This window comes from Micromonospora sp. NPDC049523, from assembly GCF_040676775.1.
Taxonomy (GTDB): domain Bacteria; phylum Actinomycetota; class Actinomycetes; order Mycobacteriales; family Micromonosporaceae; genus Micromonospora_G.
In genome coordinates this window covers 112411-135996 of record NZ_JBFAPP010000015.1, presented here as the reverse complement: position 1 = coordinate 135996, position 23586 = coordinate 112411, and the positions used below count along the sequence as shown (strand labels likewise).

Here is a 23586-nt window from a genome sequence, read left to right as displayed (position 1 = left end):
GCCCACTCGACCGTTGCCGACCACGGTGGACGGTTGGCCGTCGGCCGTCGGGTGTCAGTTGACCCGTTCGGCGTTCCGGGCCGGTGCGGTGCTTCGATCCCCGGCCGGACCGTCCGCCGGGTTCGGGTCGCGGTCCCGGTCGGCCGTACCACGCTGGTGCGGCACGATCCGGTCCGGCACATGCCCGGCTTCCCGATCGGGTACCGGTGCCGGTGTGGTCGGCGACGGGCGCCGACGGGGTCCGAGCAGGCGCATCATCGGGGTCTCGACGAAGCGGTACAGCAGCCCGGCGAGGACGAGGTTGAGCAGCAGGAAGCCGACGGCGGCGGCCGGTCCCTGCCAACCGGGGAAACCACCCTGGTGGTTCGTCGCCCGCATCACGCTGGTCACCACGAACACGTGCACCAGGTAGTAGGCGAAGGAGACCTCGCCGAGCCAGCGCATCGGCCGGGACCGCCACGGCGACCAGGTTCCGCGTACGTCCGCGTCGGCCGCCGCCGCGATCACCAGGATGTACGCGGCGGCCAGCAGGGTCGTCCACAGCTCGGCGCGGATCCACTGGGTGGCGGCCACCCAGGTCAGCAGGAAGATCACGGTGGCGATCTTGAGGTTGGGGCCGCGCCACCGGCCGCGCACCATCAGCTCGGCCGCCGCCACCCCCATCCAGAACTCCAGCGAACGCACCAGCGGGAACACCTGGGTGAACCACCAGCGGTCCGCCTCCGGCACCAGTAGCTGACCCGGCCAGAGGGAGAGGATCAGCAGCGGCATCGCGACGATCACCGCGACCAGCACCCAGGGCCGCAGACGGCGGATAAGCGGGAGCACCAGGGGCAGGCACAGGTAGAAGAACAGCTCGCAGGAGAGCGACCAGCTCACCGTGTTGACGCTGTAGAACCACCCCGGGGTCGGGTTCCAGGCCTGCACCAGGAAGAGGTTGGTGATCGCGACCTTGAGATTGAACGGGTCCGCCCAGTAGAGCCCGAGCAGCAGCACCGCCGCCCACAGCACCACGTGGTTGGGGAAGATCTTCGCGGCTCGCCGCCGCCAGAACGCCAGCGGGGTGTCACCGGGTCGGGCCGACCAGACCAGCACGAAGCCGCTCAGGATGAAGAAGAACTGGACCCCGGACAGGCCGAGGGTGAACACCTTGCTGACCACGGCGTGGTAGTCGGGCTCGGCGATGACCCGCATCGTCCCGACGTGGAAGCCGAAGACCAGCATCGCGGCGATCCACCGCAACCCGGTCAGTGACGGCAGCTTGCTCAGGGGGCGGCCAGCGGCAGCGGCCGTGGGAGTGCTCGTCATGACGCCCGGCACTCTAACCGGTCGGCCGGTGCACGCCACCAGCCTGGGTCCGCTTCCGTGAGGGATCAGCCACTTCGGCCGGCGATGAGCCGTACATCCCTGATTTCCGTACTCGTCACCGGTTCCGGGTCGGATGTTCCCCGGTCCGCCCTACCGTGCCCAATCATGGTCTTCACTCGATCGGGCCTCACGCCCGCCCGTGCCACCACCCCCGGCCGGGTCGCCGTCGCGCTGCTGGCGCTGGCCGCCTCGGTGGCCACGCTCACCGCCGTCGACACCACCACGCCGGCCGCCGCCGCGCCCGGCAGCGTCGTCGTCTCCGCGAACTTCGACACCGGCGGCCTGCCCGCCGGCTGGCGGGCCGTCGACGGTGACTGGACGGTCAAGAACGGACGGCTGTACGGGGCCGCCGGCAGCGGCTCGAAGAAGATCACCTTTGGTCGGCACCTGAACGATTTCCGGCTCGAGGCGACGGTCCGGTTCGAGTCGGTGGCCGAGGCGACCCGGTGGACCGCGCTCGGGCTCGACGTACCGACCGCCGGTGCCCCGCCGTGGTGGATCGCCACCCTGCGCAGCGGCAGCACCGCCGCGAACGGGCTGGAGTTCGCCCAGCTCACCACGGCGAACACGTGGAACGTGACCAACACAGCCGCGGCGCCATCGGCCGCCGGCACCGGTAGGGACATCAGCATCGCCGCCGAGGTGCACGGCATCAACGCGCGCTGGTTCTTCGCCGGCCGGGAGGTGCTGCGGACCAGCAGTCTGCAGCGTTCGGCCGCTGGCGTACAGGCGCTGATCGTGAACGGCGCCACCGTCTCGTTCGACAACGTCAAGGTCACCGAGCTGGCGCCGAGCCCGTACATCCGGCCGGTCGGTGCGCCGCTGACCGTCATCGCCCACCGGGGCGCCTCCGCCGTGGCGCCGGAGAACACCCTCGTCGCGCAGGACATCGCCCGCAGCAACGGCGCCGACTGGATCGAGAACGACGTCCAGCCGAGCAAGGACGGCGTGCCCTTCGTGATGCACGACAGCACGGTGAACCGCACCACCAACGGCACCGGAGCGATCCGCAGCCTCACCGCCGCCCAGCTCAAGCAACTCGACGCCGGTTCGTGGTTCGGCCCGCAGTTCACCGGCGTACGCCTGCCGACGCTGGCCGAGCAACTGGCCGACCTGCGTACGCGCGGCGGCAAGCTGCTGCTGGAGATCAAGGGTGTCCACACGAAGGCCGAGGTCGCCAGGATCATCGACATCATCCGGGCCGAGCAGATGACCGGTCGGGTCTTCATCCAGAGCTTCGAGACCAGCGCGCTCACCTACAGCTACCAGCTTGCCCCGGAGATCCCGCTCGGTCTGTTGCGCAGCACGCTCGACGCGGACCCGGTGGCGATCGCGCGGCAGTACCACCTGACCGCGTACAACCCGGCGGTGGCGGCGTTGACCGCCCGGCCGGCGGTGATCGCCAACCTGCACACCGCCGGGGTCGCGCTGATGGTCTGGACGGTCGACTCGGCCAACCAGTGGCAGCAGCTCAAGGGCCTCGGGGTGGACGGGATCATCACCAACCGTTCGCCCGAACTCGTCGACTGGAACGCCGCCAACCCCGGCTGACCCACACTCCGCCCCTGCCCCGCTGGTGAGCCGTGCCCCGGTCGGTGTCCTCTGCCGCCGGTTGCCGCAGCTCACCGGCCGGGGCTCAGGCGGCCCGGGGTTCAGAAGGCCCCCTTGAGGTGTTCGACGCGAGCCGCGCCGCGGGCCGGCGCGAACACCGAGACCACGTCGAAGCGGACCTCGGCCGGATGCGCGCCGGACTGTGCCAGCCACTGCGCGGCCAGCCGCCGCAGCCGCCGCGCCTTTGCCGGTACGACCGCCTCGGCGGGTGGACCGAAGGTGGCGCCTCGCCTGGTCTTCACCTCGCAGAACGCCAGTACGGCACCGTCCCAGGCGACGATGTCGATTTCCCCGGCCGGACCGTGCGCCCCGGCGGGCGTACGCCAGTTTCGGTCCACCACCCGCAGACCGTTCGCCACCAGGTGCCGTACGGCACACCGCTCGCCGTACGCGCCGACCGCCTTCCGTTCCAGGGTCATGAAGTCGAGCGTGACCGAGACAGCCGTGCGACGCGGCCGGCGAGGGCGAGCCTGTGGACGACGGAGGCCCCTGTGGACAGCCGGACGATCAAGCCACCGCTGTGCTAAGTGGCCGACTTCCCGCGCTGGTCAGGCGGACGGCGGCGCGTACGCGTACGTCATGGGGTGCCATTCCAACCAGTCGCCGTGCCCGCCGGTGCGCCCCAGCACCTCGACGGTGGCCCGGCCGTCGCGCCAGGCGACCACGGTGAGCAGCGCGGCGGCGAGCACCCCCGGCGGTCCGGCCGTCGCCGGCCGTCGGTCGAGGAAGAGTTCGGCACCGGACACGGAGGCCTCGCTGAGCACCACGGTCAGGTCACGCCGGGCGCCGACCTCGGCCAGGATCACGGCCAGCCGCTGCCGGTCGGCCCGGTCGAGATAGGTCAGCGCCATCGAGGCGAAGACCACCGGCACCACCTCGTCCGGGACCTCCGCGAGCAGCGTGGGCAGCGTCTGCACCATGTCCCCGGCGACCAGCCGCGGTCCGACCAGCGCCACCTCGGCGAGCGCCGCCTCCAACCGGGCCAGCCGTTCGGTCTGCTCCGGCCAGACGCAGGCCCGCAACCAGTCGGTGGCCACCGGGTCGGTGGCGTCGATCGGGGCGAGGTCGATACCGACCCGATCCGCGATCGTCAGCTCGGCGGCGGCCGGCTCGGGCCAGCCGGGACCGTGCAGCCCGACCGTCATGGTCAGCGCCTCCGACACCCCGGCCGGCCCGTACGTCTCGGTGCGGCCGTCCGGGCCGACGTACCGGCAGGCGTACCGGTCGCTGATCAGCAGCAGGCCGGCGCTGGTGCCGAGTTCGACCAGGTGCAGCGGACGATCCTCGGCGTACGCGGCCGCCCGGCCGAAACCCGCCCGCAGCACCGCACCCCGCCGGGCCTCGTTGGTCTGGGTGGTCCGAGTGCCGCAGATCGCCGTCAGCTCGTCCCGGTACGCACCGACCAGGTCGGCGAACGCCACGCCCAGCCCGTCGTCGACGCCACGCCCGCCGCCGAGGGTCGGCAGGTACGCCGCGAGCGGATGCCCCGCCGCGGTCGTCCGGAGCAGGTACTGCACGGCGGCGAAGTAGAGGATCGCCCGCCGCTGGCCCGGATTGGCGGCGCGCAGCGGCCCGGACAGGTCGGGCCGCTCGGCGAGCAGTCCGGACAGGTACTCGTACCGGGGGGAGACACCGCGGAACTCGTGCCGGGCGAAGCGGCGGAACATCTCCGCCAGGGCGAACTCCTCGGTGACCGTCATACCGGGTGATGGTCCGCTGACCTGCCGCCGCGCGCAGCGACCTTCGTCACGTGCAGGTACGCGCCCCGACCGTCGGTGTGCCCAGGCCTCCGCCGGGGAATCTCCGCAACGCGGATAAAAAGCGGCGCGTCGGCCGGAAGTCAGAAGCGGCAACAAGCCGGGCATCAAGGTCATCTAATTGGCGCCGCCTCGGGCGGGTCGTTTACGGTGCCCGATCGTGGACGGACAACGGAACTTCCCCGAGGGTCAGGAGCAGCCGCGCTGGTACGCCGACGACCGCGGATATCCCGAGTCGGACTGGCGGACCAGCACCGACACGCGTTACCCGGCGGACGGCTATCCGGGCACCGAGTCGCGCGCGGGATCGCCCGGGGAGAGCCGGCACGCCACCACCGACCCGCTCGCCGACCGCTATCCGGCCGAGTCCGAGCGTTACCCGAGCCCGGAGTCCGAGCGTTACCCGAGCCCGGAGTCCGAGCGGTTTGCGGCCGGTTCGGACCGCCGCTCCGTCGACCCGGACGCCGACTCCCGCCGCGACCGTGATCGCTACCCGGCTGGTGCGGACCGCTTCACCGCCGATCCCGACCGTTTCGTCGCCGACCTCGACCGCCCGGGCCGGGAGCCGGACCGCTTCGCCGGGGAGCCGGACCGTTTCACCGGGGAGCCGGACCGCTTCACCGGGGGGTCGGACCGGTTCCGCGCCGAGCCGGACCGGTTCCGCAACGAGCCCGACCGGTACGCCGCCGCCGAGCGTTACACGGAGCCGCTCGACCTGGGGCGCGACCCGCTCGAAGCGATCCGGGTACGGCCGGACGTCGTTCCCGTACCCGCGGAACGCGCCGGCCGGGACGCGGGTGAACCGGGCCGGGGCGGCGATGTCCCGCCCGGCCGGGCCGAGACCACAGGGCGGCTGGCCGACCCGGCGGTCGACGGCGGGCGTGGCGTGACCGAACCGGCCCGCGGCGTGACCGAACCGGCCCGCGGCGTGACCGAACCGGCCCGCGGCGTGACCGAACCGGCCCGTGGCGTGACCGAACCGGCCCGGAGCGCGGTCGCCGCGGAACGGCCGCCGCTGTCCGGCTACCCGATCGTCGCCGGTGGCCGGGGCGCGCAGCAGCCCGCCTCGGCGGGACTCGGAGCCGAGGTCCCGCTCGGGCCCGGCGGCTACGACCGGGACGCCGCCGCGGCCGGCCCGTCCCCGCAGGTCGACCCGGCCACCGGGGCACTGCACCTGCCCACCGGCCCGATGATCATGATCCCGGCCCGGCCGGGTGACCTCCCGCCGGGCGCGGAGTTCCCGATCGGCGACCCCGCCGGCCTGTACGGCGAGCCGGCCGACGGCCCGCGTCGGATCGGTACGGGTGGTCCGCCGGCCGGCGACGGCGTGTACCGGACCCGCCGCCCGGTCATCGCCCTGCTCTTTGCCGTACTGGTGGTGGTCTTCGAGGTACCGGCACTCCGGATCCTGGTGGACGGGGCGGTGGGCGGGCCGGTATCGCCCAGCGGTGTCATCTCCGGGGCATTCCTCGCATTCGGCCTCCCGATGTTCGCCACCGGCATGTACGCGCTGTTGACCGGGGGTGCGGCCATCGGTGATCCGGGCAGGGTGTGGCTGCGTCCGCCGACCGCGTACCTCACCGTCGGGTTGGTCCTGTTCGTCGCTGCCGCGCTCGCCGCCGGCTGAGCCGGAACGCACCACTCGTCCCCGGCGTCACCGGTGTCCCCGCGATAGCCCGGCCTGCCGGGCTTGTGCGGAGGCGAGGGGCGCGGGGCGTACACTTGGCAATGGCGACCGCCCTGCGCGGTCGACCTCGCGCGCCCTTTCCACGGTTGCCCGTGGGACGACGGCCCCCTGGTCCCGATCTTGATTGGGCCCACCATGACCGTCGACCAGGCGCCAGGACGCCGGGCCAACCGGCCCGGCGTGACAACCAGGGACATCGAAGGAGCACCCCACCATGGCCGTAGTGACCATGCGTCAGCTGCTGGAAAGTGGTGTCCACTTCGGGCACCAGACCCGCCGCTGGAACCCGAAGATGAAGCGCTTCATCTTCACCGAGCGCAACGGCATCTACATCATCGACCTGCGCCAGACCCTCGAGTACATCGAGACGGCGTACGAGTACGTTCGCCGGACCGTCGCCGAGGGCGGCAGCATCCTGTTCGTCGGCACCAAGAAGCAGGCCCAGGAGGCCATCGCCGAGCAGGCGACCCGGGTCGGCCAGCCGTACGTCAACCACCGCTGGCTCGGTGGCATGCTGACCAACTTCCAGACGGTCTACAAGCGGCTGCAGCGGATGAAGGAGCTGGAGGCGCTGGGTGACCTGTCCGGCACCGCCGCGGGCTACACCAAGAAGGAAACCCTGCAGCTCTCCCGGGAGAAGATCAAGCTCACCCGGACGCTGGGTGGTCTGCGGGACATGACCAAGGTGCCGGCCGCGATCTGGGTCGTCGACACCAAGAAGGAGCACATCGCCGTCGACGAGGCCCGCAAGCTGGGCATCCCGGTGATCGCGGTGCTCGACACCAACTGTGACCCCGACGAGGTCGACTTCCCGATCCCGGGCAACGACGACGCGATCCGTTCCGCCGAGCTGCTCACCCGCGTGATCGCGGCGGCGGTCGGCGACGGCCTGATCGCCCGCTCCGGCAAGCACCGTGGCGGCGACGAGAAGCCGGAGCCGGGTGTGGTGGCCGCCGACGAGCCGCTCGCCGAGTGGGAGCGCGAGCTGATCGAGGACACCGACAAGAAGGCCGACGACTCGGAGCCGAAGGCCGCGGAACCCGTGGCCGCCGCCGCTGAGTGACCCTGCCGCCGGGTCGGCCGGCCGCACACCGCGGCCGGCTGGCCCGAGCGCGTACGTGGACACCACGCGCCCGGATCCGAAGTTATCCCTTTAGCGAATCATCAATCGCAGTCCCAATCACCGAAGAGAGAGTCATGTCAGACTTCACCGCTGCGGATGTCAAGCGGCTCCGCGACCTGACCGGCGCCGGCATGATGGACTCCAAGAAGGCGCTCACCGAGGCTGAGGGCGACTTCGACAAGGCCATCGAGCTGCTGCGCATCAAGGGTGCCAAGGACGTCGGCAAGCGGGCCGGCCGTACCGCCGCGAACGGCCTGGTCGCGCACTCCGGCAAGGCGCTGCTCGAGCTCAACTGCGAGACCGACTTCGTCGCCAAGACCGAGGACTTCATCGCGCTGGCCCAGCAGCTGGTCGAGCACGGCGTGCAGTCCGGCGTGAGTGACGCCGAGGGGCTGCTCGCCTCGACGCTGAACGGCAAGACCGTCGCCGACCTGATCCAGGAGCAGTCGGCCAAGATCGGCGAGAAGCTGGTGCTCAACCGCTTCGCCGTACTCGACGGCACCGTCGCGGTCTACCTGCACCGCAAGGCGCAGGACCTGCCGCCGGCCGTGGGCGTACTGGTCGAGTACACCGGCAAGACCGACGAGGCCGCGGACGCTGACGCGCGCGGCGCGGCGATGCAGATCGCGGCGATGCGGCCGAAGTTCGTCACCCGTGACGAGGTGCCGGCCGAGACGGTCGAGTCGGAGCGGCGCATCGCCGAGCAGACCGCCCGCGAGGAGGGCAAGCCGGAAGCGGCGCTGCCGAAGATCGTCGAGGGTCGGGTGAACGGCTTCTTCAAGGACTACGTCCTGATCGAGCAGCCGTCCGTGACGGACAACAAGAAGACGGTCAAGCAGGTGCTCGCCGAGGCGGGCATCACCGTGACCCGCTTCGTCCGTTTCGAGGTCGGCCAGGCCTGAGCGGATCCCACCGTCGGTCCGGGCCATCGCGGCCCGGGTCGGTGAGGGACTGAGGACAAACCACGAGGAGGCCGCCGGTGTACATGACAGGCACCGCGGCCTCCTCGTCACATAGGGTCGGCAGCGGCAGGTGCGGCGACGGGGCAGCGGACGGGATGTCCGCGGAAGAGAGGCGGGTCGGATGACGCAGGTGGTTAGTGATCGGAGCCTGGCGGCGGACGATCCGACGGCGCCGCCGCCCGGTCGGGCCCGCCGGGTGGTGCTCAAGCTTTCCGGTGAGGTTTTCGGCGGCGGGGCGATCGGGGTCGACCCCGACGTGGTCCAGGCCATCGCCCGGCAGATCGCGACCGTCGTACGCCGTGGCGTGCAGGTTTCCGTGGTGGTCGGCGGCGGGAACTTCTTCCGCGGCGCCGAGCTGCAGAAGCGGGGCATGGACCGCGCGCGGGCCGACTACATGGGCATGCTCGGTACGGTGATGAACTGCCTGGCCCTCCAGGACTTCCTGGAGAAGGAGGGCATCGAGACCCGCGTGCAGAGCGCGATCACGATGGCCCAGGTGGCCGAGCCGTACATCCCGCTACGCGCCATCCGGCACCTGGAGAAGGGCCGCGTGGTCATCTTCGGCGCGGGCGCCGGGATGCCGTACTTCTCGACCGACACTGTCGCCGCCCAGCGGGCGCTGGAGATTCGTGCCGACGTCGTGTTGATGAGCAAGAACGGGGTGGACGGGGTCTACTCCGCGGATCCGCGTACCGACCCGACCGCCAGCAAGTTCGACAAGATCACCTTCTCCGAGGTGCTGCGCCGTGGGCTCCGGGTGGCCGACGCCGCCGCGTTCAGCCTCTGCGAGGAGAACGGCCTGCCGATGCTGGTCTTCGGGGCCGAGGGTGACGACACCATCATCCGCGCCGTCGGCGGCGACCGGATCGGGACCTTGATCACGGCGTAAGCCGGGACCATCGAGCAGAGCACGGCGTAAGCCGGGACCATCGAGCAGAGCAGCGGCGTAAGCCGGGACCATGAGCAGGGCACGGCGTGAGCCGGGACAGCCGGGCATGAGACACGACCTACGACTTAGCAGAGGGAGGCGAGGGAGCAGGTGATCGACGACACTCTCCTCGAGTCCGAGGAAAAGATGGAACGTGCGGTCGAGCACGCCAAGGAGGAGTTCGGTGCCATCCGCACCGGGCGGGCCACTCCGGCCATGTTCTCCAAGATCATTATTGACTACTACGGGACCCCGACGCCACTGACCCAGATGGCGTCCGTCGGCGTGCCCGAGCCCCGGATGGCGATCATCAAGCCTTACGACGCCTCGCAGTTGCAGGCGATGGAGAAGGCGATCCGCGACTCCGACCTCGGCGTCAACCCCGGCAACGAGGGCAACCAGCTCCGCATCCTGCTGCCGCAGATGACCGAGGAGCGTCGCCGGGAAATGATCAAGGTGGCGCGGAACAAGGCAGAGGAAGCCAAGGTGGCGATCCGCAACATCCGCCGCCGCGGCAAGGAGGAGTTCGACCGCATCGTCAAGGACGGCGAGGCGGGTGAAGACGAGGGGCGCCGCGCCGAGAAGGAGCTGGACGACCTCACCCAGAAGTACTCGACGCACGTCGACGAACTGGTCAAGCACAAGGAAGCCGAGCTGCTCGAGGTCTGATGTCCTACCTCGACCCCAACGGCAGCGCCGAGTCACAGGGCCGGCAGCGCCAGGACGGACCTGCCGGCCCGTACTGGCCGGATGCTCCCGAGGAGCCTCGACTTCGGGCGCGGCACACCGGTGCCGCGCCCGAGGCCGTTGCCGACCCGCCGGGTTACGCGCCCGTGTCCGGGTACCGGCATGGTGACGCGCCGGCCCGACGCGACGGCTACGCCGGCCCGCCCGGCCCGTACGCCGGTGCACCCGGCCCGTCGGGTCCGTACGCGGGTGCACCCGGCCCGTACGCGGGAGCACCCGGTCCGTCGGGTCCGTACGCGGGCCCGCCCGGTCCGTACGCCGGCCCGTCCGGTCCGCCGGGTCCGTACCGGCCGGGGGATTCCGGGGCTGGCTATCCGGGCGACGACGACCGCACCGACGCGGGTGCGAACGGGCTGACCGACCCCGTCGGCTGGGCGCCGATCCGCGGCTTCGACCAGCAGAACCAGCAGAACCAGCAGAACCTGATCGCGCCGCCCGGCCACCCGAACCAGCCGGAGGCGGACTACGGCGACCCTCGGCAGCTACGGCCGGAGCAGGTCGACCCCGGCCGGCTGAACCCCGAGTACGTCGAGCACGGCCCCGGCGGGCTGCCCGCAGGTGCGGTGGAATTCGATCCGGAGGAGGCCGAGCCGAGCGGCGCGCGTCCCCGTACCGGTCGACGTCGAGCCGGCCCCGGACGGCCGGCGACCCTACCGGCGAACAGCCGGGCCGGGCGCAACCTGCCGGCCGCGATCGGCGTCGGACTCGGCCTGGGTGCGGCGGTGGTCCTTCCGCTCGTCCTGCTGCCGGTCGCGTTCTTCCCGGTGATCGCGGCCGCGGTCGCCATCGGCATCTGGGAGATGACCCAGGCGGTACGGCGCGGCGGTGCCGAGGCGCCGTTGGTGCCGCTGGTCGTCGGTGGTGTGCTGATGGTCGGGCTCGCCTGGTGGGCCGGCCCGGACGCGCTCAGCCTCGGGCTCCTGGTGACCGTGCTGGCGACCATGGTCTGGCGGCTCGGCGACGGACCTGCGGGCTTCCAGCGGGACATCACCGCAGCCACGCTGATCGCTGTCTACGTGCCGTTCCTGGGCGGCTTCGCCGCGCTGCTCGCCGCCGAACCCACGAACGGACCCCTCCGGGTGGTGGTGACCATCGCCGCGGTGGTGCTCTCCGACACCGGCGGGTACGCCGCCGGGGTGATGTTCGGCAAGCACGCGATGGCCCCCTCGGTGAGTCCGAAGAAGTCCTGGGAGGGGTTCGCCGGCTCGGTGCTGGCGGCGGCCGGCGGCAGCGCCCTGCTGCTCGCCCTCCTCTTCGACGTGAACCCGCTCTGGGGAGCCCTCTTCGGCGTGGCCGTCTCGGGCGCGGCGGTCCTCGGGGACCTGGGCGAATCGATGATCAAGAGGGATCTCGGCGTCAAGGACATGAGCAACCTGCTGCCCGGACACGGCGGTCTGATGGACCGGCTGGACTCGGTGCTGTTTGCCGTACCTGTCGCTTATCTCCTGCTGGCGCTCCTGGTGCCGGTCGGCTGAGATGTTGCCACGTCCGCGACCTCACCGGGTTCACGTACCGGTTCGGACCCCTCGGCCAGGTGCGTGCTTCCCTCGGCGTGGGAGACTGGACAAGCCATGACGAGCCTGCCCATGATCCAGATCAGTCCGGACGCGCCGAGCGCGGCCGGGAAGTCCGCCCGCGCGGCGATGCCTCCGCGCCATCTCGCCGACCTCGCCCTGCCCGACCGGCAGGCGCTGGTCGCGGAGTTGGGCGAGCCCGCGTTCCGTGCCCGCCAGGTCTCCACCCACTACTTCGGCCGGCTGGTACGCGACCCGGCACAGATGACGGATCTGCCGGCCGCCACCCGCGAGCGCATCGCGGAGGCGCTGCTGCCGACCCTGCTGACCCCGGTCCGCGAGCTGGCCTGCGACGACGGTGCGACCCGCAAGGCGCTCTGGCGGCTGCACGACGGCTCCATGGTCGAGAGCGTGCTGATGGGTTATCCCGACCGGATCACCGTCTGCATCTCCAGCCAGGCCGGGTGTGGCATGGCCTGCCCGTTCTGCGCGACCGGCCAGGCCGGCCTGACCCGGAACCTCTCCACCGCCGAGATCGTCGACCAGGCGGTCTACCTCGCCGGGGTGGCCGCGTCCGGTGCGGTCGCCGGCTCGCCGCCGAGGCTGTCGCACGTGGTCTTCATGGGCATGGGCGAACCGCTGGCCAACTACTCCCGGGTCATCGCGGCGGTACGGCGGCTCTGCGCCCCGGCGCCGGAGGGGCTCGGCCTGTCCCAGCGCCACATCACCGTCTCCACCGTCGGTCTCGTACCGGCCATCCGCCGGTTGACGGGCGAGGACCTCTCGGTGACTCTTGCGTTGTCGTTGCACGCGCCCGATGATGATCTGCGCGACGAACTCGTTCCGGTCAACCAGCGGTGGAAGGTCGCCGAGGTGCTGGATGCGGCATGGGACTACGCCGACCGCACGGGGCGTCGGGTTTCTATCGAATACGCAATGATCAAAGATGTGAACGACCAGCCGTGGCGTGCCGACCTGCTTGGCCGGCTGTTGGCCGGCCGGCTGGCACACGTGAATCTCATTCCGCTCAATCCGACGCCGGGCAGCCGCTGGGACGCCAGCCCGAAGCCGGTCGAGCGGGAGTTCGTCCGACGGTTGCGCGAGGCCGGGGTGTCGACCACGGTCCGTGACACCCGCGGGCGGGAGATCGACGGGGCATGTGGGCAGCTGGCCGCGGCCGAGGTGGCCACGTGACTGGGCACCGCGGATGGGCCGGCTGGCGCAGTGGGCTGCGTGATGAGCGATCGAAGCAGGAGACATAGTGGCGAGTCAGGGTCAACGCTTCCGGCGTAAGGCGCTCCGGCGGGGCTACAAGGTCGACGAGGTGGACACGTTCCTGGACCGGGTCGAGTCCACGCTCGCCGGTTCGCCGGTCGGCGCGCCCGTTGCCTCGGCGGAAGTCCACGACGTCGTGTTCCGGGTCCGTTTCGGCGGCTACGACGAGTGGCAGGTCGACCTGCACCTCGACCGGGTCGAGCGCCAGCTCGCCGAGTTGGAGGAGCGTGGCGGCGGTAGCCGGGGCGCGGACCCACGCCTGCCGGCTCGGATGGGCCCGCCCGACCGGATGGGTGCCCCCGATCGGATGGGTCCGCCGGATCGCATGGGCCCGCCCGATCGGATGGGTCCCCCTGACCGCATGGGCCCGCCCGGACAGATGGGTCCGCCGGATCGCATGGGTCCGCCGGACCGGATGGGTCCCCCTGACCGCATGGGCCCGCCCGGTCCGATGGGTCCGCCGGACCGGATGGGTCCGCCCGACCGCATGGGCCCGCCCGGTCCGATGGGTCACCCCGACCGCATGGGCCCGCCGATGCGGGACGACCGTGCGTTGCCTCCGGGTGCGCCGTCGCTGCCGCAACGACCGATGCCCGCCCAGGCAGGTCCGCCACCGGACCCGTACGGACGGTACGACGAGCCGACCGGCGTCTTCGGTGGCGAGGTCCCGCCCCGCGGTGGTTACGACAACCCGCGTGGCCCCGGCGGCCCGCCCCCCGGTGCCCGTGGGCCGGCTGGTCCGCCCGGTCCCGGCTTCGGTCCGTCACCCGACGACCGCTTCGACGGTTTCGAGTCGGGCCGGCACGGCAAAACGGACATGACGGCCGAGATCCGGATGCCCGACCGCGACCTGCGCGGCCGTGGCCCCGGCCCCGGTATGCCGCCCGCGGGCGGTCCCCCGATGGCAGGTCCGCCGATGGGTGGCCCTCCGATGGGTGGCCCGCCGGCCGGCGGCCCTCCGGTCGGTGGCCCGCCGCCGATGCCCGGCGGCCCCGGCGGCGACATGCAGCGGGTCGACAACATCCGTCGCCAGTTCCAGGTCCGCCGCTTCGGCAGCGGCTACGACCCGGACCAGGTCGACCGGTTGTTCGACGGGATCCTGACCAGCATGTCCGGGCGGGGACCGATGCCGGTCAACCCGGCAGAACTCGACCTGATGAAGTTTGGTCTGGTGCCCGGCGGTTACTTCGAAGCCGAGGTCGACGCCGCCCTCAAGGAGGTGCAGGACATCCTGCGCCGACGCTGACCTGCCATGGTCACCCGGTAAAACCGGGTAGAACATGAATTCAGGCCCGTCCCGCTTCCGGGACGGGCCTGAATTCGTACGTTGCCGGGGCGCTGTGCCGATTCCGGCGGCTGCCGTGGATCAGGAACGCAGCCCGTTGCGGCGCAGTACGGTGTCGCCGATCACGATCAGCAGCAGCCCGGCTGCGATGCCGATCAGCCAGATGTCCTCGGTCGCGCCCTCGTGGTTACCGACCAGCATGGCCAGCAGAGCCGCCGCGGAGACGACAGCGCCGATCCGGCCTGCCCTGCGGTGCCCCGGCTTGTGCTGGTCGGGCGACGTTACCGGCTCGCTTCCTGCCACGTTCGGTCCTTCCCCTCACGATCGGATCTCCGGTTCAGTCTGGCACGCCGGCAACCGGCGGCGCCGGAGGGTCTCCACGCTGGCGTGAGGTAGCCAACCTGGCGTCGCGGGTTGGGGCCCGTACTCACTCCGGTAGCGTTTGGGCGTACGACTTGTTCTCTCGGTAGAAGGAGTGCGCGGTGCGAGTGACCGGTACGGGACATGCCAGTATGCGGATCGACACGGGTGCGGGCAGCATTCTGTGCGATCCGTGGGTCAACCCGGCCTACTTCGCCTCGTGGTTTCCATTCCCGGACAATTCACAGCTGGATTGGGAAACCCTCGGCCAGGTCGACTACCTCTACGTCTCGCACCTGCACCGGGACCACTTCGACGCCGCGCACCTGAAGCGGTTCATCTCGAAGAAGGCGACGGTCCTGCTGCCGGCGTACCCGACCTCGGAGCTGGAGGACGAGCTGCGGGACCTGGGTTTCACCAGTTTCCTGCGTACCACCAGCAACGAGGTGGTGGAGCTCGACGGTGGGCTCAAGGTGATGATCCAGGCGCTGACCAGCCCGACCGACGGCCCGATCGGTGACTCGTCACTCTGGGTCGAGTACGACGGCATCCGGTTGCTCAACCAGAACGACGCCCGCCCGACCGACCTGGACATCTTCAGCGAACTGGGCCACGTGCACGCGCAGATGATCCAGTTCTCCGGCGCCATCTGGTACCCGATGGTCTACGAGCTGCCGGCGGCGGCGAAGACGGCGTTCGGCAAGCAGAAGCGCGACCGGCAGATGGACCGTACGATCCGCTACATCGACGACCTGAAGGCGTCCTACGTCTTCCCGATCGCCGGACCGCCGTGTTTCCTCGACGACGACCTGTGGCAGTTCAACGACATCCACGGCGACGAAGGCAACATCTTCCCCGACCAGCAGGTCTTCATCGACCACTACGAGGGGCTCGGTTACGACAACGGGGTCATCCTGCTGCCCGGCACCGTCTCCGAGTTGACCGCCGACACCTGCGAGACCACCCACCCGGTCGCCGACGTCCGCAAGTTCTTCGAGAACAAGGAAGAGCACCTGCGCGAGTACCAGGCCCGGCAGCGGCCGGTGATCGAGGCGGCCAAGGCGACCTGGCGGCACCCGGAGGTCGACGTACTCGGTGAGATGAAGCGCCGGATCGAGCCGTTGCTGGAAGAGTCCGTCTACCTGGCCAAGGGCGTCGGCGGTCCGATCCGGTTCGACCTGGTCGGCTACGACGGCGAGTCGGTCGAGTCGATCGTGGTCGACTTCCCGGGCAAGGAGGTCCGGGCCGCCGCCGACGAGAAGGTCCGCTACCGGTTCCGTACCGAGCGGGCGCTGATCGAGACGCTGCTGCACTCCGGCGAGGTCGACTGGGTCAACTCGCTCTTCCTCTCCTGCCGCTTCTCGGCCGCCAGGATCGGGCAGTACAACGAGTTCGTGTACGCCTTCTTCAAGTGCCTCTCCGAGGAGCGGCTCCAGTACGCCGAAGGCTGGTACGCCGAGCAGCGCCCGGACGCCGAGGACGTCAAGCTCGGCGACTGGGTCGTACAGCGCCGCTGCCCGCACCTGAAGGCGGACCTGACCCGGTTCGGCATCATCGACGGCGACCAGCTCACCTGCCAGCTGCACGGTTGGCGCTTCGACCTGCCCAGCGGCCGCTGCCTCACCAGCGTCGGCCACGAAATCCGCGCCCACCGCGCCACCACCGAAGCCCCCACCCCCACCCCCACCCCCACCCCCACCCCCACCCCACCCCACTCGTAACGCCTCTTGCAGAGAAAGAGTGGTTATCCGCCTGGCGGATAGCCACTCTTTCTCTGCAAGTGCGGCAACCGAGGCGCGCGGCGCGAGCGGAGGCCGCGGCGGGAGTCAGTGGGTGAGGTCGGTGAGGATGCGGTGGGCGGCGTTGTGGCCGGCGGCGCCGATGACGCTGCCCGCGGGGTGGCAGCCGGCGCTGCCGGCGTACAGGCCGTCGATTCCGGTGGCGTACGGCATCCGGTCGGCGAACGCGACCGTGTTGTCGACGTGGTGGATGTGCCCGCCGGTGATGCCGAAGTGGGCCTCGATGCCGGGCGGGGGCAGCGGCACCGCGTCGGCTACCAGGTCGGCGGTGCCGGGTGCGTACCGCTCGCAGATCGCCAGCAGCTTGTCCACGTAGGACGGCATCGCCTCGGCCCAGGTGGTGCCGGCCAGCTCGTACGGGACCGACTGCACGAACAGCGCCGACGAGTGGTGTCCTGCCTCGTCACGCAGCGACGGGTCGACGGTGGTGTGCAGGTACCACTCGATGGTCGGCTCCTCCGGCAGCCGCCCGGCCCGCACGTCGGCCCACATGGCGCGCAGCGCCGCCATCGGCGACTCGCCGGCCGACCCGCCGAGCAGGGAGGCCGAGCCGGGCAGCAGGTGGATGGTCGAGCCGAACGGGCTCGGCGCGTCCGCCGGCAGGCAGGAGAACCGCGGCAGTCCGCTCAGTGCCAGGTTCAGCTTGAGCGTGGTGCCGGTACGTCGTACCGCCGCCATCCGCTCGCCGAGCGGGGCTGGCAGGGCGCCGTCGGGCAGCAGGTCGATCAGCCGGTACGGGTCACAGGCGCCGAGTACCACCTCGGCGTCGATCTCCCGCCCGTCGGCGAGCACCACGCCGGTGGCCGTACCGCCGGTCAGGGTGACCGCGCTGACCGGCGTACCGGCGAAGATCTTGGCCCCGGCGGCGCGGGCGGCGTCGGCGAACGTCCGCGAGACGGTGCCCATGCCGCCCTCGGTGATCATCCAGGTGCCGTCGGCGCCGGGCAGCCGACACATGTTGTGCACCAGGAAGTTGTGCCCGGTGCCGGGGTCGTCCGGACCGGCGTTCAACCCGGAGAGCCCGTCGGTGACCGCGTACATGGAGACCAGCAGTTCGGAGCGGAACTCGAACCGGGCCAGGTAGTCGGCGACCGAGCCGGTGACCAGGTCGACGAAGATGTCCCGCAGCGCCGGCCGGATGTAGCGCTCGGCGGTCTGCGCCACCGGCAGCGGCTCGGCCAGCCAGGCCGGTGCCAGGTCGTCGCGCAGCGCCGCCAACTCGGCCTGCATCGCGTCGTCGGCGGCCACGTCGGCGGGGGAGAAGACCGACGCCATCTGCGCCCGGGTCGCCGCCCGGTCGCCGCCGAAGAGCAGGTACGGCGAGCCGAGGCCGCCCGGTGTCGGCAGGAAGTAGTGCGGGTCGCGGCGCAGCACCGGGATCTTCACGTCCAGCAGCGCGATCAGCTCCGGCGGCATCAGCCCGAGCAGGTACGACCCGGTCGAGTGGCGCAGTCCCGGTACCTTCGCGAACGGCTGTTCGGTGCGGGTGGCGCCACCCAGCGTCGCGGACGCCTCCAGCACCACCACGTCGAGGCCGGCGCGGGCCAGCAGCACGGCGGAAACCAGACCGTTGTGACCGGACCCGATGACCACCACGTCGGCCCGCCGAGGCAGCTCTGTGCTCATCCGGGGAGCCTAGTGCCGATCGGCGCCGTCCGGGAGGGTCCTAGGCTGAACCAGGATCTTGATCGTCACCCGTACCGGTGGCTGGCACCGCCGGGCGGGACGGGACGGGCGACGCGGAGGGATGTCGATGTTCGACTGGTGGGGTGCGGCGGTCGTACGGTTCCGCTGGGCGGTGCTCGGCGGTGGGCTGGCACTGGTGCTGCTCGGCGCGACCTGGGGGACCGGGGTGCTCGGCTCGCTCACCGGCGGCGGCTTCGACGACCCGGCCAGCGAATCCAGCCGTACGCAGCAGCGGATCGTCGCCGAGCTGGGCGAGCAGGGCGCGGACGTGTTGGTGCTCTACTCCTCGGGCAGCACGACGGTGGACCAGCCGGCCGTCCGTGAGCCGGTCACCGCCACCCTGGAGCGGCTCCGACAGCGGCCCGAGGTGGTCAGCGTCACCGACTGGTACGCCACCGGCGCACCGGCGCTGCTCTCCACCGACCGACGGGCCACCTACGCGCTGGTGCAACTGCGGGCCGGCGACGAGGACGGCAAGACCGCGGCCTTCGAACGGCTGCGACCGGACCTGGAGGCCCCCGGCGTACGGACCCAGATCGGCGGCAACGTGCCGTTCCTGGTCACCGCGAACAAGCAGACCACCGACGACATCACCCGGGCCGAGACGCTCTCCCTGCCGGTCCTGCTGGTGCTGCTCATCCTGATCTTCGGTGGGCTGGTCGCGGCGGCCACCCCGCTGCTGATCGGTGGACTGGCAATCCTCGGCGCGTTCGTCGCCGTACGGCTGCTGCACCTGGTGACCGACGTGTCGGTCTTCGCCGTCAACATCATCACCCTGATCGGGCTCGGCATGGCGATCGACTACGCGCTGTTCGTGGTCAGCCGGTTCCGCGAGGAACTCGCCGCCGGGCATGACACCCCGGCCGCGATCGCGCGGGTGATGAACAGCGCGGGCCGTACGGTGCTGGTGTCGGGGTTGACCATCGCGCTGGCCCTGGCCAGCCTGCTGATCTTCCCGCAGGTGTTCCTCCGCTCGATGGGGCTGGGCGGGGTGGCGGCGGTGCTGGTCGCCATGCTCGCCGCGCTGACCGTACTGCCGGCGCTGCTCGCCGTACTCGGGCCCCGGATCAACGCACTGCGGGTGCCGCTGCCCGGTGCCCGCCGACGGGCCGCCCGAGCGGCTGCGGCGGCTGCGACCGCTGCGGCGGCTGGGACGGCTGCGGACGGCGGGACCGGTGGGGATGGGGGCGCCAGGGGCGGGAGCGCGGTCGGCGGTGGCGGTTGGGCACGGTTGGCGCGCAGTGTGATGCGGCGGCCGCTGCCGTACCTGGTCGGGGTGCTGGTGATACTGGCGGTGCTCGCCGCCCCGTTCCTGCGGATCGAGTTCGGCGGGATCGACGAGCGGGTGCTGCCGGCCGACGCGCAGCCACGGGTGGTCACCGAGCGGATCGGCGCCGAGTTCCCCGGCGGCAATCCGAACCCGATCCAGGTGCTGGTGTCGGGCGTGCCGGCGGAGGTGGCCGGAGGCTTCGCCGAGCAGGTCGGCCGGGTCACCGGGGTCACCGGCGTACAGGTGGCGGCGAACCGGGGCGAGCACACCCTGCTCTCGGTGAGGTACCGGGGTGAACCGACCGGGGAGACCGCCCAGGCGGCCGTACGGGAACTGCGCGAACTGCCCGCACCGGCCGGCGCCGAGGTCCTCGTCGGCGGCCGTCCCGCCGCCGACGTCGATCTCCTGCACAGCCTCGGTACGCGGCTGCCCTGGATGGCGCTGATCATGGCGGCGGCCACCCTGGTGCTGCTCTTCCTCGCCTTCGGCTCGGTGGTCCTGCCGATCAAGGCGGTGGTGATGAACCTGGTCTCGATCGGCGCCTCGTTCGGCGTGGTCGTCTGGATCTTCCAGGAGGGGCACCTCGCCGGTCTGCTCGACTTCACCCCGACCGGCTTCATCGAGCCGAGCAACCCGATCCTGATGCTCGCCGTGCTGTTCGGGCTCGCCACCGACTACGAGGTCTTCCTGCTCTCCCGCGTACGGGAGGAGTGGGACCGGACCGGGGACAACACCGCCGCCGTCGCCACCGGGCTGCAGCACACCGGCCGGATCATCACCGCGGCGGCGCTGCTGCTGGTCGTGGTGGTGGCCGGTTTCGCCACCGGGGGCACCACCTTCATCAAGCTGATCGGGGTCGGCATGATCGTGGCGATCGTGGTGGACGCGACCCTGGTCCGGGCCCTGCTGGTGCCGGCGACGATGCGTCTGCTCGGCCGCTGGAACTGGTGGGCGCCCGCGCCGCTGGCCCGCTTCCACCGGCGCTTCGGCATCCGCGAGTCCGGGCCCGCCTGATCCCGGAGGTCCCGGCCGGGCTGGGCGCCCCCGGTCTTTTTGTGATCGCGACCGGGCTGCGGGCTGGTCTAGGATCGCGGGCCATGACGGTGTTCGAGACCGAGCGGCTGATCGTCCGGAACTGGACCGAGGAACCGGGCGACCTGACCCGGATCTTCGAGATCTACTCCCTGCGGGAGGTCACCCGCTGGCTCGGGGCGTCGCCCGACCTCCCGCTCACCGATCCGGGGCGGGCCGCAGGCGTGGTACAGCGCTGGCACGCCCGGCACGCCGATCACGGCGGCCGCTACGGCGCCTGGGCGATCCAGCGCCGGGACACCGCGCAGGTCGTCGGTACGGTGCTGCTCAAGCCGCTGCCCGGTGCCGACGGCTCGACCCCCACCTCGGACATCGAGGTCGGCTGGCACCTGCACCCGGACTCGCACGGGTACGGCTTCGCCACCGAGGCGGCCCGGGGCGCGGTCGAACGGGAGTTCGTCCACGGCACGCCCGAGATCTACGCCGTGGTGTCGCCGGGCAACAACGCCTCGATCGCGGTCACCCAGCGGCTGGGCATGAAGCCGATCGGCCGGCGTACCGACTGGTACGGCGGCGAGGAGTTGGAGACCTTTGTCCTGCCCCATCCCGAGTGAGCCGGGTCCTCCCGCGGGCGATCGGCGGAGCGGATCGGGAGGTCATCGGCGGGGCGTGAGGCTCGGTGTCCGGTAGTCGGCATGGTTCAGGGAGAATGTCCGGGTGAGCGTTCCCCGTGACATCGTGCTGCTCGGCTCGACCGGGTCGATCGGCACCCAGGCCATCGACATCGCTCGGCGAAATCCGGACCGTTTCCGGGTGGTCGCCCTCGGCGCGGGCGGTGGCAACGTGGCGGAACTCGCCGCCCAGGCCCTGGAGTTCGGGGTCGAGGCGGTCGGGGTGGCCAAGGCATCGGCCGCCCAGGACCTGCAACTCGCCTTCTACGCCGAGGCCGCCAAGCGTGGCTACCCGAGCGGCGGCTTCCGCATTCCCAAGATCCTCGCCGGCCCGTCGGCGATGACCGAGTTGGCGCAGTGGCCGGCCGACGTGGTGCTCAACGGGGTGGTCGGCTCGCTCGGCCTGGCACCCACCCTGGCCGCGCTGCGCGCCGGTCGTACGCTCGCGCTGGCCAACAAGGAGTCGCTGGTGGCCGGCGGCGCGATCGTACGCGGCGCGGTGCAGCGCCCCGGCCAGATCGTGCCGGTGGACTCCGAGCACTCGGCGCTGGCCCAGTGCCTGCGCTCGGGCGACCGTGGCGAGGTACGCCGGCTGGTGCTCACCGCCAGCGGTGGACCGTTCCGGGGCCGGCGGCGGGCCGAACTGACCGGGGTCACCCCCGAGCAGGCGCTGGCGCACCCGACCTGGAACATGGGGCCGGTCGTCACGATCAACAGCGCCACGCTGGTGAACAAGGCGCTTGAGGTGATCGAGGCGCACGAGCTGTTCGACGTGCCGTACGCCGACATCGAGGTGATGGTGCACCCGCAGTCGGTGATCCACTCGATGGTCGAGTTCGTCGACGGCTCCACCATCGCCCAGGCCAGCCCGCCGGACATGCGGCTGCCGATCGCGCTGGCCCTGGGCTGGCCGGAGCGGGTGCCCGAGGCCGCCGCCGCGGTCGACTGGACGGCGGCACACACCTGGGAGTTCGCCCCGCTGGACGACGCGGCGTTCCCGGCCGTGCGGCTGGCGAAGCAGGCCGGGCTGACCGGCCGGGGTCGACCGGCCATCTACAACGCCGCCAACGAAGAGTGCGTCGCCGCGTTCGTGGCGGGTCGGCTACCGTTTCTCGGCATCGTCGACACGCTGGAGCGGGTCCTGGAGGCGGCTCCGGAACTCAACGAACCGGGTACCGTCGAGGAGGTGCTCGCGGCGGAGTCCTGGGCACGCGAGCACGCTCAAAAGATCATCGAGATGTCGGTGAAGGGAGCTTGATGCTGTACCTGCTCGGGGTCGTGGTGGTTGCCCTGGGGATTCTCATCTCGGTGAGCTTGCATGAGGCCGGACACATGGTGACGGCCAAGAGCTTCGGGATGAAGGTCACCCGCTACTTCGTGGGCTTCGGCCCCACCGTCTGGTCCTTCCGCCGGGGCGAGACCGAGTACGGACTCAAGGCGATTCCGCTCGGCGGTTTCTGCAAGATCGTCGGGATGACCCCGCAGGACGACGACGTCGACCCGGCCGACGAGCCACGGGCGATGTGGCGGTTCGCGGTGTGGAAGCGGACCATCGTGATGGCCTCCGGTTCCGTCACCCACTTCCTGCTCGCGATCGTGGCTCTCTGGTTCGCGGCGGTCTTCATGGGCCTGCCCAACCCCGACTTCCCGAGCACCGAGGCGCAGGCCCGGCAGCAGCCGGCCGTGATCGCCCTGGCCGACTGTGTCGTGGTGGAGAACGTGCAGCGCGCCTGCACCCCGAGCGACCCGCCGAGCCCGGCCGCGCAGGCCCAGCTCCGTACCGGCGACCGGATCACCGCGGTGAACGGCACCGCCGTCTCCACCTGGGGCGACGTGCTCGACGTGGTCCGGCGTACGCCCGCCGACGCGCCCGCGAAGGTCGACTTCCAGCGGGACGGCGCCACGTCTCAGGCCGAGGTGAAGCTCGCCTCGGTGCAGCGTCCGCCGCTGGGTGACGCCGCCGGCCCGGTCTCCTCGGTCTCCGCGCTCGGCGTCGGGCTCAGCATCACCACCCCCGGCATGATCACCTACAGCCCGATCGACGCCTTCGGCGCGACCGCCGACTACACCGGTGACATGGCGGTCGGCACCGTGCAGGCGTTGCAGCGGATCCCGGAGAAGATCCCGGCCCTCTGGAACGCGATCACCGGTGGCGAGCGGGACGCGGACACCCCGATCAGCGTCGTCGGCGCCAGTCGCCTCGGTGGCGAGGCCGTCGCGAACGACGCCTGGGAAGTGCTCGTCCTGGTGTTCATCTCGCTGAACTTCTTCGTCGGCATCTTCAACCTGCTGCCGCTGCTGCCGCTGGACGGCGGCCACATCGCCATCGCCTGGTTCGAGCGGGTCCGTACCTGGATCTTCGCCCGGCTGGGCCGCCCCGACCCGGGGCGCGTCGACTATCTCAAGCTGATGCCCGTAACGTACGTGGTGATCCTGATCGGTGGGGCGTTCACGCTGCTCACCGTCACCGCGGACGTGGTAAATCCGATCACGCTCTTCTCAAGGTGAGTG

Annotated in this window: 18 protein-coding genes and 1 pseudogene; 14 read left to right on the top strand and 5 right to left on the bottom strand. The window is 71.2% G+C overall.

Annotated features, from left to right (window positions below):
- Positions 1-54: 54 nt before the first annotated feature.
- Positions 55-1308 carry an acyltransferase gene (locus AB0J90_RS23685; RefSeq protein ID WP_363599152.1) on the bottom strand — a complete coding sequence of 418 codons (1254 nt, stop codon included), beginning with the start codon at positions 1306-1308 and terminating at the stop codon, positions 55-57.
- A gap of 165 nt (positions 1309-1473) precedes the next feature.
- Between AB0J90_RS23685 and AB0J90_RS23680 the strand changes: the two genes are divergently transcribed.
- Positions 1474-2919 (top strand): glycerophosphodiester phosphodiesterase family protein, encoded by a 1446-nt coding sequence (locus AB0J90_RS23680; protein WP_363599150.1) that lies wholly within the window; start codon positions 1474-1476, stop codon positions 2917-2919.
- Between the two features lie 101 nt (positions 2920-3020).
- Here AB0J90_RS23680 and AB0J90_RS23675 read toward each other — a convergent pair whose 3' ends face one another.
- Positions 3021-3398 (bottom strand): YraN family protein, encoded by a 378-nt coding sequence (locus AB0J90_RS23675; RefSeq protein WP_363599148.1) that lies wholly within the window; start codon positions 3396-3398, stop codon positions 3021-3023.
- A 129-nt stretch (positions 3399-3527) separates the two neighbouring features.
- Positions 3528-4679, bottom strand: a complete 1152-nt coding sequence (locus AB0J90_RS23670) for a DUF2332 domain-containing protein (RefSeq protein ID WP_363599146.1) — start codon at positions 4677-4679, stop codon at positions 3528-3530.
- A 1225-nt stretch (positions 4680-5904) separates the two neighbouring features.
- On the opposite strand from AB0J90_RS23670, the pseudogene AB0J90_RS23665 reads away from it, so the two are divergent.
- The 8 genes and pseudogenes from AB0J90_RS23665 to AB0J90_RS23630 form a co-directional block, all read left to right on the top strand.
- A pseudogene (locus AB0J90_RS23665) lies at positions 5905-6363 on the top strand (hypothetical protein); the annotation flags it as partial.
- 274 nt (positions 6364-6637) lie between these two features.
- Positions 6638-7486 (top strand): 30S ribosomal protein S2, encoded by an 849-nt coding sequence (gene rpsB / locus AB0J90_RS23660; protein ID WP_326560380.1) that lies wholly within the window; start codon positions 6638-6640, stop codon positions 7484-7486.
- Positions 7487-7620: 134 nt separating this feature from the next.
- On the top strand, positions 7621-8448 hold the full coding sequence (gene tsf, locus AB0J90_RS23655; RefSeq protein WP_363599144.1) for a translation elongation factor Ts: 828 nt from the start codon (positions 7621-7623) through the stop codon (positions 8446-8448).
- A 181-nt stretch (positions 8449-8629) separates the two neighbouring features.
- Entirely contained in the window at positions 8630-9397 is a 768-nt protein-coding gene (gene pyrH / locus AB0J90_RS23650; RefSeq protein WP_326560378.1) for a UMP kinase, read from the top strand.
- 150 nt (positions 9398-9547) lie between these two features.
- Positions 9548-10105, top strand: a complete 558-nt coding sequence (gene frr, locus AB0J90_RS23645; RefSeq protein ID WP_326560377.1) for a ribosome recycling factor — start codon at positions 9548-9550, stop codon at positions 10103-10105.
- Positions 10105-11658: a phosphatidate cytidylyltransferase gene (locus AB0J90_RS23640; RefSeq protein WP_363599142.1), complete on the top strand. Its 1554-nt coding sequence runs from the start codon at positions 10105-10107 to the stop codon at positions 11656-11658. The genes frr and AB0J90_RS23640 overlap by 1 nt, the downstream gene beginning before the upstream one ends.
- Positions 11659-11754: 96 nt before the next feature.
- Positions 11755-12891 (top strand): 23S rRNA (adenine(2503)-C(2))-methyltransferase RlmN, encoded by a 1137-nt coding sequence (gene rlmN / locus AB0J90_RS23635; RefSeq protein WP_363599140.1) that lies wholly within the window; start codon positions 11755-11757, stop codon positions 12889-12891.
- A 67-nt stretch (positions 12892-12958) separates the two neighbouring features.
- Entirely contained in the window at positions 12959-14218 is a 1260-nt protein-coding gene (locus AB0J90_RS23630) for a DivIVA domain-containing protein (RefSeq protein ID WP_363599138.1), read from the top strand.
- A gap of 120 nt (positions 14219-14338) precedes the next feature.
- Here AB0J90_RS23630 and AB0J90_RS23625 read toward each other — a convergent pair whose 3' ends face one another.
- Entirely contained in the window at positions 14339-14560 is a 222-nt protein-coding gene (locus AB0J90_RS23625) for a DUF2631 domain-containing protein (RefSeq protein ID WP_326560373.1), read from the bottom strand.
- A 179-nt stretch (positions 14561-14739) separates the two neighbouring features.
- Between AB0J90_RS23625 and AB0J90_RS23620 the strand changes: the two genes are divergently transcribed.
- Positions 14740-16338, top strand: a complete 1599-nt coding sequence (locus AB0J90_RS23620; protein ID WP_363599136.1) for a Rieske 2Fe-2S domain-containing protein — start codon at positions 14740-14742, stop codon at positions 16336-16338.
- 105 nt (positions 16339-16443) lie between these two features.
- Here the strand turns inward: AB0J90_RS23620 and AB0J90_RS23615 are convergent, their stop codons facing one another.
- Positions 16444-18042, bottom strand: a complete 1599-nt coding sequence (locus AB0J90_RS23615) for an NAD(P)/FAD-dependent oxidoreductase (RefSeq protein ID WP_363599134.1) — start codon at positions 18040-18042, stop codon at positions 16444-16446.
- 127 nt (positions 18043-18169) lie between these two features.
- Between AB0J90_RS23615 and AB0J90_RS23610 the strand changes: the two genes are divergently transcribed.
- The 4 genes from AB0J90_RS23610 to AB0J90_RS23595 all read left to right on the top strand — a co-directional run bounded on the left by AB0J90_RS23610 (position 18170) and on the right by AB0J90_RS23595 (position 23583).
- Positions 18170-20386, top strand: a complete 2217-nt coding sequence (locus AB0J90_RS23610) for an MMPL family transporter (protein WP_363599132.1) — start codon at positions 18170-18172, stop codon at positions 20384-20386.
- Between the two features lie 83 nt (positions 20387-20469).
- Entirely contained in the window at positions 20470-21018 is a 549-nt protein-coding gene (locus AB0J90_RS23605) for a GNAT family N-acetyltransferase (RefSeq protein WP_363599130.1), read from the top strand.
- Positions 21019-21121: 103 nt separating this feature from the next.
- Entirely contained in the window at positions 21122-22333 is a 1212-nt protein-coding gene (dxr, locus tag AB0J90_RS23600; RefSeq protein WP_363599128.1) for a 1-deoxy-D-xylulose-5-phosphate reductoisomerase, read from the top strand.
- The gene (locus AB0J90_RS23595; RefSeq protein ID WP_363599126.1) at positions 22333-23583 is read left to right on the top strand and encodes a site-2 protease family protein; all 1251 of its coding nucleotides are present in this window, start codon (positions 22333-22335) and stop codon (positions 23581-23583) included. The genes dxr and AB0J90_RS23595 overlap by 1 nt, the downstream gene beginning before the upstream one ends.
- Positions 23584-23586 lie beyond the last annotated feature (3 nt).